The 15104-nt window shown below is 40.7% G+C and carries 10 protein-coding genes; 9 read left to right on the top strand and 1 reads right to left on the bottom strand.

Annotation, left to right across the window (positions count from 1 at the left end):
• Nucleotides 1-112: 112 nt before the first annotated feature.
• The 4 genes from IQ276_RS20405 to IQ276_RS20420 all read left to right on the top strand — a co-directional run bounded on the left by IQ276_RS20405 (nt 113) and on the right by IQ276_RS20420 (nt 10023).
• Entirely contained in the window at nt 113-2575 is a 2463-nt protein-coding gene (locus IQ276_RS20405) for a beta-propeller fold lactonase family protein (RefSeq protein WP_235115829.1), read from the top strand.
• A gap of 1862 nt (nt 2576-4437) precedes the next feature.
• Nucleotides 4438-5292, top strand: a complete 855-nt coding sequence (locus tag IQ276_RS20410) for an IS5 family transposase (protein ID WP_235115308.1) — start codon at nt 4438-4440, stop codon at nt 5290-5292.
• On the top strand, nt 5293-8310 hold the full coding sequence (locus tag IQ276_RS20415; protein WP_193920060.1) for a peptidase domain-containing ABC transporter: 3018 nt from the start codon (nt 5293-5295) through the stop codon (nt 8308-8310).
• 144 nt (nt 8311-8454) lie between these two features.
• Entirely contained in the window at nt 8455-10023 is a 1569-nt protein-coding gene (locus IQ276_RS20420; protein ID WP_235115830.1) for a beta-barrel domain-containing protein, read from the top strand.
• Nucleotides 10024-10134: 111 nt separating this feature from the next.
• Here IQ276_RS20420 and IQ276_RS20425 read toward each other — a convergent pair whose 3' ends face one another.
• Nucleotides 10135-11118: a metal ABC transporter solute-binding protein, Zn/Mn family gene (locus IQ276_RS20425; RefSeq protein ID WP_193920056.1), complete on the bottom strand. Its 984-nt coding sequence runs from the start codon at nt 11116-11118 to the stop codon at nt 10135-10137.
• 687 nt (nt 11119-11805) lie between these two features.
• Between IQ276_RS20425 and IQ276_RS20430 the strand changes: the two genes are divergently transcribed.
• The 5 genes from IQ276_RS20430 (at nt 11806) to IQ276_RS20450 (ending at nt 15041) form a co-directional block, all read left to right on the top strand.
• On the top strand, nt 11806-12147 hold the full coding sequence (locus IQ276_RS20430; protein ID WP_190883424.1) for a hypothetical protein: 342 nt from the start codon (nt 11806-11808) through the stop codon (nt 12145-12147).
• Between the two features lie 183 nt (nt 12148-12330).
• A complete protein-coding gene (locus IQ276_RS20435; protein ID WP_190883423.1) occupies nt 12331-12681 on the top strand; it encodes a YtxH domain-containing protein in 351 nt (116 codons plus the stop codon).
• A gap of 11 nt (nt 12682-12692) precedes the next feature.
• The gene (locus tag IQ276_RS20440; protein WP_193920048.1) at nt 12693-13232 is read left to right on the top strand and encodes a DUF948 domain-containing protein; all 540 of its coding nucleotides are present in this window, start codon (nt 12693-12695) and stop codon (nt 13230-13232) included.
• 249 nt (nt 13233-13481) lie between these two features.
• Nucleotides 13482-14288, top strand: a complete 807-nt coding sequence (locus tag IQ276_RS20445; RefSeq protein WP_190883421.1) for a TPM domain-containing protein — start codon at nt 13482-13484, stop codon at nt 14286-14288.
• Nucleotides 14289-14411: 123 nt separating this feature from the next.
• Nucleotides 14412-15041 (top strand): precorrin-8X methylmutase, encoded by a 630-nt coding sequence (locus IQ276_RS20450; protein WP_190883420.1) that lies wholly within the window; start codon nt 14412-14414, stop codon nt 15039-15041.
• The last annotated feature ends 63 nt before the right edge of the window (nt 15042-15104 follow it).

Consider the following 15104-nt stretch of genomic DNA (forward strand, 5'->3'; position numbering starts at 1 on the left):
TATAAATACTTTTTTGCTGGGCTACTATAAAATCGTAAATTTACTGAAGGCATATGTCGGTTTGATCTCATAAATTAAATCGTATAAATAGCAAGTATTAAAAGGTAAAATTATGACAGAGAAAATTCTGAATTTTGTAGAAGTTCAAAAAAATAATACAAATGGTGTCAATGGGCTTGGTGGGAGTTTCTTTACCGCCATCAGCCCCGACGGCAAATTCCTCTATGCATCTGGGTATGATGACTCGGCGGTGGTGGTATTTGAGCGCAATCAAGAAACAGGCCAGCTGAGTTTTGTAGAAGTTCAAAAAGATGATATAAATGGCGTCGATGGGCTTGGTAGCGCTGAATCCCTCGCTCTCAGCCCCGACGGCAAATTCCTCTATGTTCCTGGATATAGTGACTCGGCGCTAGCGGTGTTTGAGCGCGATAAACTAACAGGCAAGTTGACTTTTGTAGAAATTCAAAAAGATGATACAAATGGCGTCGATGGACTTGCTAATGCCACTTCTGTAACTGTCAGCCCCGATGGCAAATTCCTCTATGCTACTGGATATGGTGACTCGGCGGTAGCGGTATTTGAGTGTGATGAACTAACAGGCAAGTTGACTTTTGTAGAAGTTCAAAAAGATGATACAAATGGTGTCGATGGACTTGCTGGTGCTCTCTTCGTAACTGTCAGCCCCGACGGCAAATTCCTCTATGCTGCTGGAGGTGACGAGTCCGCGGTATCAGTGTTTGAGCGCGATGAACTAACAGGCAAGTTGACTTTTGTAGAAGTTCAAAAAGATGATACAAATGGTGTCGATGGACTTGCTGCTGTCAACTCCGTAACTGTCAGCCCTGATGGGAAATTTCTCTATGCTGCTGGATTTGGGGACTCAGCGCTGGCGGTGTTTGAGCGGGATGAACAAACAGGCAAGTTGACTTTTGTAGAAGTTCAAAAAGATGATACAGATGGTGTAGATGGACTTAATGCTGCCACTTCTGTAACTGTCAGCCCCGATGGGAAATATCTCTATGCTACTGGATATTATGATTCCGCAGTAGCAGTATTTGAGCGCAATCAAGAAACAGGTGAGTTGACTTTTGTAGAAGTTCAAAAAGATGATACAGATGGTGTAGATGGACTTGCTGCTACCACTTCTGTAACTGTCAGCCCTGACGGGAAACATCTATATGCATCTGGATCTTATGACTCGGCGGTGACGGTGTTTAGTGCGCCTTTCAACCATGCGCCAGAGGTGGCAAATGAAATTCAAGATCAAGAAGCCACTGAAGATAGTGTCTTTAACTTCACCGTTCCAGTTGACACCTTCAGCGATGTAGATGCTGAAGACATCCTGACTTACACTGCAACTCTGGCAAATGATGATTTACTACCGACTTGGTTGAATTTCAATCCTACTACCCTTACCTTCAGTGGCACTCCGACAAATAACGATGTGGGTAGTCTAGACATCAAAGTTATCGCTGAAGATATTGCTGGAGATGAAGCCAGTGATGTATTTACACTTGCGGTTGCTGAAAAGAATTTGGAACTTGGGTCTACAAATACCCAGATAACAACTATTTTCCAGATTGTCAATATTACTCAGAATATCTTTACCGTCAAAAGCAAAGTTAAGGGTGGCAAAGGAAAACTTTCCATTAAGATTAAAAGCACTGGTTCTAAACAGGTGGATGAACTGTGTGTATTTAATGTTGATGATGATGAAGGTAAGATTGACGGCATAGCCCCTGGTGCAGAAGGCTATGCAAAAGCGGCTCTTTTGCGTTCAAAGGTGATTTTCTGCTCCCTTGGCAATTCACCTAATGGTTTTAATAGTGCCGACTTGACAAACGTATTAGAATTTGAGTCTAATACCAAACTGCGATTCTATATGATATCCAACAGTACTACTCAGGCTGTACTGTCTGGAAAAACCTCTTTCTCAAGTGTCGTTTTTTCCTCAGCTACAAATAACAACACAGAAGAGGAAGGATTTTCTCTCAACTTCCAGAACTTAGTTGTGACGGTTCAAGCAACAAATCAACAGATCACTTTGGGTACGGGTTTGCAAGGGAAAAAGGAAGGACAACTGATTGATTTACGGGATATCACACAATCAGTAAAGGCTGACTTTAAGGTTCACAGAGAAGCTGCATTCAACAACTGCGTCGGGTTCTATAAAATTGCTGATGAAAGTGGTGGAATTGACACAAATGGTGATGGTGTAGCAGATGTTCTTGTTGGACAGGCTGGTTACGCCGAAGCCGCCGTGCGTGCGCGTGTTACAGGCATGGATTTGACAGTGAGCAACCAAGGTACAGCCTCTTACAGCAGCACTTTTGGAGCTGATTCGCTGTTTGCACCATTTATTATTGTTGATGGTAAACCCGATGCGTTTCTTGATAGTAATGGCAATAATAATCCCAAGGTTTATTTTGCATTCTTAGGTGCGAATACAGGCAATACAGATCATATTCGTCTTTTGGGTAATAACACTTTTGGCTTTGAAGATTTGCCTTCAGGGGGCGACAAAGATTACAACGATGTGATTGTACAGATCAGTTTGACTGCCAATCCTATTTAATATATAGGATATAGGAGTAGTATTTGATTTTTGAAAAAATCTAAGTAGTATGTAGGGTGTGTTATGGCGTAGCCTAACGCACCCGAACCTTTGTGTGGTGCGTTATGCCAAAGGCTAACACACCCTACGTGTATTTCAATAATCAAATGGGTGCGGCTCTTTTGGAAAGACGATTTTTATTTGAGTAAAAAGCCGGAAATTTAAACAGAGAAGGGATTCTAAGCTTTAGGCGTTCTAAAAATATGTTCGCTCAAACTTCAAAAACGAAAGCATATTTTTTTGTATTATCGTATTACAGGTTGAGATGGGGTTTTTGCGTTTCATGTTTTTGCGATCGCTTAATTCTACCTATTTAGGCAAGAAAACGTAAATCAAGATATAGAAGGGTTAAAAGCACGTAATACGTTTGTAATATATCGTCTTCCTAGAAGAGCCGCACCCTAATCAAATATGAGTCCTATATGATTATTTAGTGTGTTCGACACATCTCTTTTCCTATAGGCAATAGGAAAAGATTAATTGCCTGTTGCCTTACAGTTTAGTAAATTTTTCAACAATGTAAGAGGTTGTTTGAAAAGTGATGACTGAGGTATCCAAAACTTTAGATTCTCCGAGGACTTTGAGAAGGTTATTCACCCCTTTTTAAGGCTTGCTCAGGGGGATCTGGATACAAGCGTAGACTTTTGAAACATCCTCTAACAATCAAATAACAGCCTACACTTACAAAAACAGTTTTTATTGATACCTTTAATTTTCTGTCTTCTACTGTTTTGCCAGATAAAAGTTCGGTAATTACATAGTAAAATTGCACAACTTTATGCTACAAGGAGAATCAGGCGATTTTCTGGATAGCAATATTAAATTAGTAAATCTACTGAAGCCAGTCATTGCCTTTCCTTCATAAATTTAATAGTTGATTCCTCTACAGTACTTTTCCAGTTGATTCATATTGAACTTAACTGGAAAAAAATGATGGGGAATTGTTTGATAATTAAGTATGGGTGCTGTTTGATCGGGAAAGCTCACTGTCTTTCTCCATCGGTGATACTGTTGTTCCCTATATGAGAGAATTTGTAAAAAATAATTCAGAAATTTAAAGTTTTTTTTATTACTAATTCTTAATTAGGGTATTTACTTAGGCAAGCATTTGTGATATTTTCATGTTGACTATCATAACTTTAAATGCATCAAGCTAAGTTTAGTAAACGCGTCTAGATGTATGAATTTGGTTATGAGTATCAATTTTGCATATTTGCAATCGTAAATCCTGAATTTAAGCTTGTATAAATTATGTAGATTAACCAAGTAATAATCTCTTCTCAATTTATTAAAACTAGGGAGTAGGCTATGTGCCTTGTTTATCCTTGGCTGTGAGATTTGATCGTGATTGACTGTTTTCCAAATAGGGAGCAGGGAGTGGGTACAGAAGGGATTAGTTGCGTCTGTACGGGAGGAGGAAATTTTTTTGATGTTTGGTTATGGGATTTTGCCGTGATTGTCTGATTTGAAGAATTATTACAAAGTATGTTTGTTTTGAATAATCTAATAGTAATAACCGTGTATCTAAATGTAGGTTTGTAATTAGCAAATTTGTTATCAGTGGTATCACGTATTTATTTACACTGAATGCCACATTGGAAAGTTAGGAGTTAGAAGTGAGCCAGCGTAGTCCTAAAGGTTTCATCGATCAGCGAATTCTTAACCCCGATGGGGTTAAGAATTGTGTTAATTTTTCATCCCTAACTCGTAACTTGATGACTCATTTTTACCTTCTGATTTATTTGACATGACTTATAGAACCCATTTGACATCTTGTGAGGTTTTGAATTAAGGTACTCCTCAGCATCTAAAATCCAATACTAATGGCGTATTCCAGCAACCTCACTGATGCAGAATGGGAAATTTTTGAACCCTTATTGCAAGAGATATTACCGACTAAGAAGCAGACTCGACCGACCAACTGGCCAAAGCGAGATATCTTCAATGGAATTCTCTATCAACTAAAAAATGGATGCAATTGGCAAGACTTACCTAAAGACCTCCCCCCTTATTCCACTGTATATTGGCACTACAAACAGTGGCGAGCAGCCGGGGTATTTGAGGAACTGATGAGTGTCTTACATGGACAAGTGCGTGAACAGGTAAAAAAAAAACCGCACTGGACGACATTGATCATCATTGACTCCCAAGCAGTGAAAAATACCTGCAACGCCAGTGTGGAGTCGAAAGGTTTTTGCTTCTACAAAGCCACCAACGGTATTAAAAGGCATTTGGCTATTGACACCCTTGGGTTTCCCTTTTTTACGCTCTGTACTCGCGCCAATGTCTCGGATGATGCCGGATTAATTGAGATGTTTACTCTCAACATCGACTACTTCAAGTCAAAACCTATCGATATTCCCAAGATTACTATCCTGCTAGATCATGGGTATCACCCAGAATATTTGACTCAGGAGTTAGAGCGAATTTACCCAGAGATCATGACCAAAATTCAGTTTCAACTTTCTACGAAACCCTCAAAACAAGAGAAAGCGGCACAAGGAAAATCTGGATTTGTTCCGGCAATAGCTAGATGGGTGATCGAACGCTCCAATGCTTGGATGGAGCGCTGTAAAATTCTGGTTAAGAACTTTGAACGAACCCTGGTTAGTGCCACTGCCAAACTCAATATCTGCTTCATCAGGCTAATGATTAAGAGGCTTGCAGCACCTTCTTAGATGTCAAATGGGTTCTATATTAAGAACACTTTTCCGGAATTTCTCACTACCTTAGAGGGGTTCGATCGCTTACCAAATGAAGCGATCGCCAACATATCCCAACAACTACAAGCTTGGCGCTATCGGTTGGGTCAAAAACTCATCGGCAAAGAAAGTCTGCCAGAACACATCACAATCATTTATGAAGGACAAGTGCGGCTGTTGGGATACGAACCCCAGACGCAAATCCCAACCACCTTGAAATTACTGCAACCAGGGGAAATCATCGGCGAAATTGGTTTGTTGCGGGATATTCCCTGTGAAACAGCGATCGCCTCCACTGAAGTAGTATGTTTAACCTTGAGTGCAGCAGCATACTTTAACCTTTTAGATTCATACCCAGCTTTTGCCGAGGCTCGTAAAAACCGTAGTAATTTAGTAGAAGTTTTCGATATTCTCGGCTCCTACTGGCAAAAGCAAGCGATCGCCACATTAAATCTTAAAGAATTAACACAAACAGCTTTACCAGAAGCGACAATTCAGTACCTGCATCCAGGGAAAACTCCATTCGAGCAACTCGATAGCGAACGCGTTTGGTTTGTCAGTGGTGGGGGTACCGTCACGAATTTTGCCGTTGGCGATCGGTTAGAATCACACGACGATAACGACAAGATCCAAGTTGTCGGTCGAACTTCCGCACGTTTAGTGGGTCTGAGTCCCTCAACTTTGATATTGCAAGATACTCGACCTCTTGAACTTGCAGTCAGCGACACCCAATCACATAGCCAAGACCCACTAGATATTCCCTACGCATCAGATGAAATAGTCTTACCACAAACAACCGATCAGACTTCAAAAAATTCGGCAAAAAACATAAAATACCCATTTTTTAGCGGCAAAGGAGAATTAAATACAGCCTTCGCCTGCTTCCAAATGCTTGCGAAACACTTAGAAATGCCGTTTCGTCGAGAGGTGGTTCGCCGCATTTTAAACGAGCAAATCAAACGCCAGGGTAATATTTCCTTTCCAGCAATTGCTTACCTAGCAGAGTTAATTGGACTCAAGGCGCAACTAGTAGATCTGCCAGTGGCCTCAGTGACGCGGATTCCCACACCAGCATTAATTCGCTATGCCGATAATTTTGCCGTTTTATATGCAACCGATGCCAATACTATGGTTGTGGGTGTACCATCCCAAGGAATTGTCCGCTGCAAACCCGCTCAATTTGTTGAACAATTAGATACCGACCCCACCAACTTTCCACCACAAGTTAGGGTATTACTGCTCACAGCTACCAAAGAAACACCCCAAGAACGTTTTGGTCTGCGGTGGTTTATCCCTTATTTGTCACGCTATCGCCGAGTACTAATAGAAGTATTTATTGCTTCCTTTTTCGTACAGTTAGCAGCATTAGCAAATCCCTTGGTAGTGCAGTTAATTATCGACAAAGTGATCACGCAGAATAGTATTGGTACCCTACATATTTTGGGTATTTTACTATTAGTGGTTGGACTATTTGAAGCAGTATTAACTACCTTACGAACCTACTTATTTGTCGATACCACAAATCGTATAGATATGGGTTTAGGTTCGGAAATTATTGACCATTTATTACGTCTACCACTGCGCTATTTTGAAAAGCGACCGGTGGGTGAACTTTCTACCAGAATTAACGAACTAGAAAACATCCGCCAATTTCTCACCGGTACTGCTTTAACAGTAGGATTAGATGCTCTGTTTTCCGTGGTTTATATCGGTGTGATGCTGATTTATAGTTGGCAACTCACCTTGGTAGGTTTAAGCACAATTCCCGTGTTTGTGATTATTACCCTAATAGCATCTCCCACCATTAGCAGACAATTACGCAGCAAAGCCGAACGCAACTCCGAAACTCAATCTTATTTAGTGGAGGTGATGTCCGGAATTCAAACAGTAAAAGCGCAGAATATCGAATTGCGATCGCGCTTTTCTTGGCAAGAGCGTTATGCTCGTTTTGTCGCCGCTGGTTTTAAAACAGTCGTCACCTCTACCCTTGCCAACTCTACCAGTAACTTCCTCAACAAACTCAGCAGCTTACTAGTTTTGTGGGTAGGAGCTTATTTAGTACTGCAACAAGAATTAACTTTAGGTGAATTAATCGCCTTCAGAATTATATCGGGTTACGTTACCAGCCCAATATTGCGCTTAGCTCAACTTTGGCAAAGCTTCCAAGAAACTGCTTTGTCTATAGAACGTTTGAGCGATATTGTTGATACACCAGAAGAGGCAGAAACAGACCGCTACAATATACCCTTACCGACAATTACCGGAGCAGTCAAATACGAAAATGTTTCCTTCCGATTTGGTACCACTGGTCCTCTACAACTTTCTAACGTCAACGTCGAATTTGCGCCTGGAAAATTTGTGGGGATTGTCGGACAAAGTGGCTCTGGTAAAAGTACGATGATGAAATTATTGCTGAGACTTTATGAAACCGAGTCCGGCAGAATTTTGATTGATGGTTACGACATTGCCAAAGTAGAACTTTATTCACTGCGACGACAAATTGGTGTAGTTCCCCAAGAAACATTGTTGTTTGATGGCAGCGTTCAAGAAAATATTGCCCTGACAAATCCCGATGCAACAACCGAAGAAATTATTGATGCGGCTCAGGTAGCCTGCGCCCACGAATTCATCATGAACTTGCCCAACGGTTACAACACGCGGGTAGGAGAACGTGGATCTGCACTTTCTGGTGGACAACGACAAAGAATTGCGATCGCCCGTTCTGTTTTACAGCGACCAAAATTACTAGTTTTAGATGAAGCAACTAGCGCATTAGATTATCCCACAGAGCGACAAATATGTCTCAACTTAGCCAGGGCATTCAAGGGTGATACAGTATTCTTTATTACCCACCGATTGAACACCGTCAGTAATGCAGACATCATTGTTGTCATGGATAACAGCAGGGTTATAGAACAAGGCAGCCATCAAGAATTAATGGCTGCTAAAGGTCATTATTACTACCTGTATCACCAACAAGAAGTCAACTTATGAACAGGAGTCAAAACTTAAAATGGGCTACGCCCCGCTGCGCTAACAGAATTCAGCAATAACCGTAGAGTGGGCACCAGCATCGATAAAAGGTGTCCACAATTTCTTTTTCAATCCAAAATTCAAAATCTCCAATCCAAAATCACTATGACTCAACTTAATGGGAATCACACCAACGGCAATTATAAAAACGGAGCAAAACAAGATTCACCAATAGTTACAAAACAACAAAAAGCTACTTCAGAATCTTTAATTAACTCAAGTCCTCAGGACTTTGAGCAATCCGTTATTTTGCGTCAATCTCCAGTTTGGTCACGTACAATTATGGTGACCTTAATGGCCTTAGCCTGTTTTGGAATTGCTTGGGCTTACTTTGCCAAAATTGAGCAAGTAGTACCTGCAACAGGGCAATTAAAACCGCAAGGAACAGTTAAAGAAGTTCAAGCCCCTGTAAGTGGAGTCGTGAAAGCCCTTTATGTCAAAGATGGACAAGAAGTAAAGCAAGGGGATTTACTACTAACTTTCGATTCCATTGCCTCCGTTGCTGAATTAAACTCTTTGAATAAAATTCGTGTTGCATTAATTAAAGAAAACCAAATTTATCGGCGATTAATGGGAGCAAGTACTGGTACTACATCAGAACTATTATTTTTGCGTAGTAACTTGCCACCAGAAACTGCTTTTTTATTGAAAAGCCGTGGCGCATTAGTAGCGGAAAATGACTTATTGCGGACTCAATTAAGAAATTCCGGTCAAGATTATGCACTGGGAATTGATGAACAGCAACGTCTACAAGTTGCCAAAAAAGAATTAGATTCTCGCTCCTTAGCAGCGCAGTTAGAAGTAGAAAAAATCAAAAAACAACTTACTCAAACCCAAGTTAAATTGGAAGACAGTAAATCAAGTTTAGCTATTCAACAAAGAATTTTAGATAAACTTAAGATCCTCTCAGAAGAAGGTGGCATTTCTCAGCTTCAGTATCTCAACCAACAACAAGAAGTACAAAACCGCACGGCGGAAGTAGCACAATTAGGTGAAGAACTGAAACGTCTCCAGTTCGATATTGAAAGAGGACAGCAAGAGGTAAGCAATACAGTAGCTATAACTGACAAAAACGTTTTGGATAAAATAGGTGACAACAAAAAACGTATTGCTGAAATCGATAGTCAATTCATGAAAAGCGTGCTAGATAACGAGCAGCGTTTAGCAGATGTCAATAGTAAAATATCCCAAACAGAGTTAAACGTTAAATATCAAGAACTCCGCGCACCGGTGTCCGGAACAGTTTTTGATTTGCAAGCCAAAAACCCTGGATTTGTAGCGAATCCAACAACAAAACTGATGCAAATTGTACCAAACGAAAACTATATAGGTGAAGTTTTCATCACAAACAAAGATATCGGTTTTGTGCGAAAAGGGATGAAAGTAGATGTCAGAATTGATTCCTTTCCTTACAGCGAATTTGGCGATATCAAAGGAGAAGTACTAGGAATAGCTTCAGACGCATTACCACCAGATCAAACACATCAGTTTTATAGATTTCCTGCTAAAGTATCTTTGGATAAACAATCCTTAGTTATTAAGGGTAAAACGGTTTCTTTACAGTCAGGTATGTCCATCAGTGCCAATATAAAAGTGCGGGAAGAACGAACTGTCTTGAGTCTATTTACTGAGTTATTTACCAAGCAAGTTGATACTCTCAAAGAAGTACGTTAATTTACAGCAGAATTCAGAATTCAGAATTCAGAATTCAGTAGTAGGGGCGTACAGCTGTACGCCCCTAGAGATGTTGTTAGAAACATTCAACAACTTGAGATTTCGTCACAATTATTTTCCTTGAAACATCAAATACGTCCCTCCTAAGCCTTCCACAATGGTACGTGTATTAGCAATCATCATTTTTTGATAAGTATCTGCTTCGCCTCCAACTTCTCCAAGTCCCTCAGAATACAACTTCCTTTCAGAAATTTTCACATCAGCTTCTCTAGCTACCGATTGAATTAAATTAGGGTTAATTGCTACCTCAGGAAAAATAGTTGGCACTTTAGCCTGTTTAATATTTTTAGCCAAATTATTGACTCGTACAGCTGTCAGTTTTTCTCTACTGCTAATACTTTCCATTCCCCCTGTTAATGAAATACGGTATGCTTTAGCATAATAACCAAATGCATCAGAGGTGGTAAACAACTTGCGTTGTTTCTCAGGAATACTTGCAATTGTTGATTTAATCCAGGTATCTAGTTGAGTTAGTTCATTTGTGATTTTTTTGGTATTGCTGGTATAAACCTCTGCATTACTAGATGCTACTTTTTTGAGGTTACTATTAATTACTTCTACCATTTCCATCGCATTCTTAGTATTATGCCAAATATGAGGATCGTTTACTCTTTTACCACCTTGCTGAAATTTTTGTGGCTTAGACAATGCAACTTGGGCGACAGCTATTTTCGGTGCAGAATTTTTAGTCGCTCTAATTAATTTGAGCAGATTTGGTTCAAAATTATAACCAGTATAGAGAATCAGATTAGCTTGCTCAAGAGCTTTACGATCTTCCGGTTTTGGTTTATAAGTTTTGGGATTGGCACTAGGCGAAATCAAGCAAGTGAGGTTAACTGTATTCCCGGCAATCTGTCTGGTTAAATCACAGAGTACACTTGTGGTTGCTACAACTTGGGGAAGATTTTCATTCACCTCGGCAGTAGTCTGAGTAAATGTAGTTCTTGCAGCTTGATTTTGGCATCCAACAAATCCAACCGTCAATACAACAAGAATAGCTCGTAATAAATTATTTTTTGGTGATTTTTTTGACATCCTCATCTCCTACTGGATGCATAAAAAAGATAATCATTATTCTTGAAAAATTCAGAATTTAGAATTCAGCAAACCAGATTTTTGCAGGTAAAATGTAGCTTTACGCGACGGGCTGCAAAACTGATAGGGGTAAAAGCACAACGATCAAAGCGATGCTAGAGTATCTTTGGTAAGAAGTGTAGTGCAGTCTCTCACCATCTGCATCAAGCAACTATACCATTGTGCTGATGTGTCGTCAAAGTCGCAAATTGATTAAGGAGAGGAACATAGTGATGATGGAGCGTATCGATCATACGGGTTGATAGAAGCAAACCAAGTCGTGAATCTAAAGCAATTGTAGCTGTGGTTTTGCGAGGCGTGGATATGTATTTGTTACAAAATAGCTGAATTGGCAATTTTTAACCATTAGCTAATTGCTGTTACTTCCTCAAAAAAAGCTATAAAAATAGAAAGGCTTTTGTAGAAATTAGCTTTTGGTTCATGAGAGTTATGAGTTATGAATGATTTCTTGTTCATAGAAAACTTTTATTTGATTGCGTGAAAAAACTCGTCCTCAACTCGAAAATTCTGATTTCCTCACTGTTAGAGGCGATTAATCGCGTTCTACTACCTATGTAAATAAGTTCAAAAATCAAAGCGAATTAGTATAGAACAATTTTTCAAAGCTGACATCGATCAAGATCAACAATGGTAATTTTAGTCGTCATAATTAACACTTTGATTTCGCTGATACTACTCTATGTTGCTTGGCAGGTGTGGCAACTTAAGCAGCGATTAGCATCTGTAGCAGATAGGTTAACCGCCTATGAGATTTGTACCCAGGCAACACTCCATAAAGCACCTGAAAATATTTATCTGAGTCAGCAGAACATTTATAACTTACGGCAGAGAAACCAAGCACTACAGATACAAATTCAACAAGTGCAGCAAATTATCAGTCTAATTTTGGTAGGACGGCAAATCTGGCAGCGTTATTTTCGTAAGCTAGAGTTAACACCAGAGAAAACAGCACTCACAAGGAGGAGTTAATCAACAAAAGGTAACAATGGAGCAACTCCTGAGCCAGAAGTCAGAATTATGACTGCTGAATTCTGACAAAAAAAGCAACATTTCTGGCTAACATTTTGTCACGATAGTAACTAGATAAAATTATTTAGGTATTGCAAGGGGGGAAAACCCACCTAAAATGAGTCTAAGGAGAGAAACAACAACATGTCTAATAACCGTTCTGGAACATTTATTGGCGGTTTGATGCTGGGAGCCACCATCGGCGCTTTAGCCGGTTTACTTGCTGCTCCACGCACAGGGCGCGAAACGCGTAAAATTTTGCAAAAATCTGCCAATGCTATCCCAGACTTGGCAGAAGATATATCAACAAGTGTGCAAATCCAGGCAGATCGTCTTTCTGCCAGCGCACTACGAAACTGGGATGAAACTTTAGATAGGTTACGGGAAGCGATCGCCGCAGGTGTAGATGCTAGTCAGCGGGAAAGCCAAGTCTTGAACCGGCAAACATCTGTTGAGGACTCAGATTCTCTTCCCCAGCAATTAGAACGCTTATAAATGACGTAACTGTGATTGAACCCCTGTTTTGGTTGGGACTTTCCTTACTCTTAGTCGCCACAAGCTTGACTGCGGTTTTAGTGGCGGCCATACCGGCTTTGCAGGAGTTAGCACGCGCTGCTCGCAGTGCAGAAAAGCTATTTGACACACTCTCACGAGAATTACCACCGACTCTAGATGCTATCCGCGTCACTGGTTTAGAAATTACTGATTTAACTGATGATGTCAGTCAAGGTGTAAAAAGTGCCAGTCAAGTTGCCAAACAAGTTGACCAAAGCCTTGATACTGCAAGAAAACAGGCTCAGAATATCCAAGTAGGTACACGCAGCATAGTTGTTGGCGTCAAAGCAGCTTGGAGAAACTTCACGCGCCAAAAACCAACAAGAAGAATTAGCGATCGCCTCGCCAGCAATGAAAAACCAGCACTCACGTTGCGAGAACGAGAAGTGTTCAGACAAGACACTCACCGCGTCAAAGCAGAAGCCTATCGCCCCAATGAAGGTTACAACGACGCTGCTAGCTGGGAAACCGATTTTGATGATGAAGATTGAATTAGGGACTGGGGATTCGGGACTGGGAAATAAGATTAAAAATACTATCTTCTAATACCCAGTACCCAACGCCCAATCCCCAATCCCCAGTTCCTAGTCCCCAGTCCCCAGTCCCCACTCCTCAAAAACGCTTTGCTTTGATCCCTAAGATTAGAGTAAAGTAAACAAGTGTAAAGAAGTATCATTTTTCTAGTACTCTTTTAAAACAACTTGTTCACTTTTACCTTTGATATTTGTATAAAAACGTCCATGCAGTCTTGTTTTTGGCGACGAATCCTAGTATCTATTGCAGTATTTTTCCTGGCTGGGTCAATTTGGGTGATGCATTCTTCCCCAGCACTGGCTTATGACAATCCTGACTTACTCCCAAAGACGTTTACCCCAGTTGTAGACTTAGCTAAATCTCTCCCTGAACTACAGGAAGAAAAACTTGTCAAAGATTTAGAGCAGTTTGAAACCGATACGGGCTGGAAATTACGAGTATTGACTCAGTATGACCGCACTCCGGGTCGGGCAGTGATCAATTATTGGGGTTTAGACGATAAAAGTATTTTGCTAGTTGCTGATTCTCGCGGTGGTAACATCCTGAGCTTTAGTGTCGGCGATGCTGTTTATGAACTTTTGCCCCGGACTTTCTGGATAGAACTGCAAACCAGGTTTGGTAATTTGTACTTTGTACGCGAACAAGGCGAAGACCAAGCTATTCTCCAAGCCTTAGAATCTGTCAAAGGCTGTTTACTCAAAGGTGGTTGCAATGTTGTCCCCGGACTACCACGAGAACAGTGGATTCTCACCTTGATTACTTCAGTTATTGGTGGGATAATTTGCGGATTTGCAGCTCAACCCCGTGAAAAAGGACAAGTTTTTGCTTGGCAATGGGCTTTGATTTTCTCTCCTTTGTGGGGAATCTTGTTTATTGCCTTTGGCATCGGTCCAGTAGTGACACGCACAAGCGACTGGTTACCCCTAGTTCGTAATATTTCTGGGTTTCTCATCGGGGTCTTAGTTGCCTATCTATCTCCTGTTTTCAGCAGGCCTTCTTCCAGTAATGAGTAAAGAGTGCTGAATTCTGAATTCTGAATTCTGAATTCTGAGTTCTGAATTCTGAATTCTGACTCCTAACTTCTAGCTCTCTTAAACTGATAAGCTGAAAGCTGATATTTGAGAAGCTCAAGAAAAATGGAATGGCACGTAACTGATGCTCAAAGTTTAGCAATCATTGATAGTGAAATTGGCGATCATGTTTTTTCACCAGCAGAGTATGAAATTGTGCGTCGCGTAATCTACGCCACGGCTGACTTTGAGTATAAGTCTTTGATTCGCTTCTCTGAACGTGCCTTGCAAGCTGGAGCAGCAGCATTAGCTGCGCGTACCACCATTGTGGTAGATGTACCGATGGTACAAGTAGGTATTGCCTACGACATTCAAAATACTTTCGCCAATCCAGTGTATTGCAGCATGGAAGCTTTGACGCGTCCTCAAAAAGAAAAAACGCGGGCTGCATGGGGTATAGAAACCCTCGCAAAGCGTTATCCAGAAGGTATTTTTGTGGTGGGTCAGGCGCAAACAGCATTAACAGCACTGGTGGATTTAATTGAAGCTGAGGAAATTAGACCAGCTTTAATAATTGCGACTCCGGTCAGATTCGTAAGTATTGATGAAGCTAAGGGGCGTTTACAAGACTCTTTAGTTCCTCACATTACAATAGAAAGTCGCAAAGGTAATGCAGTTGTAGCAGCTGCGATCGTTGATGGATTGGTAGATTTGGCTTGGCAAGCCTATGGACAAGATGCCAATAGAGGAAGCTAGGAAAGTCCGCTCTGTTCTATTATGTATCCAAAAGAGTATTCATAATTAGTGAACGTCCTGGTA

It is taken from the genome of Desmonostoc muscorum LEGE 12446 (assembly GCF_015207005.2).
Taxonomy (GTDB): domain Bacteria; phylum Cyanobacteriota; class Cyanobacteriia; order Cyanobacteriales; family Nostocaceae; genus Nostoc; species Nostoc muscorum.

Bases quoted from the DNA above. Each gene is read 5' to 3' on its own strand.
- IQ276_RS20450 (WP_190883420.1), top strand. From the start codon at position 14,412: ATGGAATGGCACGTAACTGATGCTCAAAGTTTAGCAATCATTGATAGT.
- IQ276_RS20410 (WP_235115308.1), top strand. From the start codon at position 4,438: ATGGCGTATTCCAGCAACCTCACTGATGCAGAATGGGAAATTTTTGAA.
- IQ276_RS20405 (WP_235115829.1), top strand. From the start codon at position 113: ATGACAGAGAAAATTCTGAATTTTGTAGAAGTTCAAAAAAATAATACA.
- IQ276_RS20435 (WP_190883423.1), top strand. From the start codon at position 12,331: ATGTCTAATAACCGTTCTGGAACATTTATTGGCGGTTTGATGCTGGGA.
- IQ276_RS20425 (WP_193920056.1), bottom strand. From the start codon at position 11,118: ATGTCAAAAAAATCACCAAAAAATAATTTATTACGAGCTATTCTTGTT.
- IQ276_RS20420 (WP_235115830.1), top strand. From the start codon at position 8,455: ATGACTCAACTTAATGGGAATCACACCAACGGCAATTATAAAAACGGA.
- IQ276_RS20415 (WP_193920060.1), top strand. From the start codon at position 5,293: ATGTCAAATGGGTTCTATATTAAGAACACTTTTCCGGAATTTCTCACT.
- IQ276_RS20445 (WP_190883421.1), top strand. From the start codon at position 13,482: ATGCAGTCTTGTTTTTGGCGACGAATCCTAGTATCTATTGCAGTATTT.
- IQ276_RS20430 (WP_190883424.1), top strand. From the start codon at position 11,806: ATGGTAATTTTAGTCGTCATAATTAACACTTTGATTTCGCTGATACTA.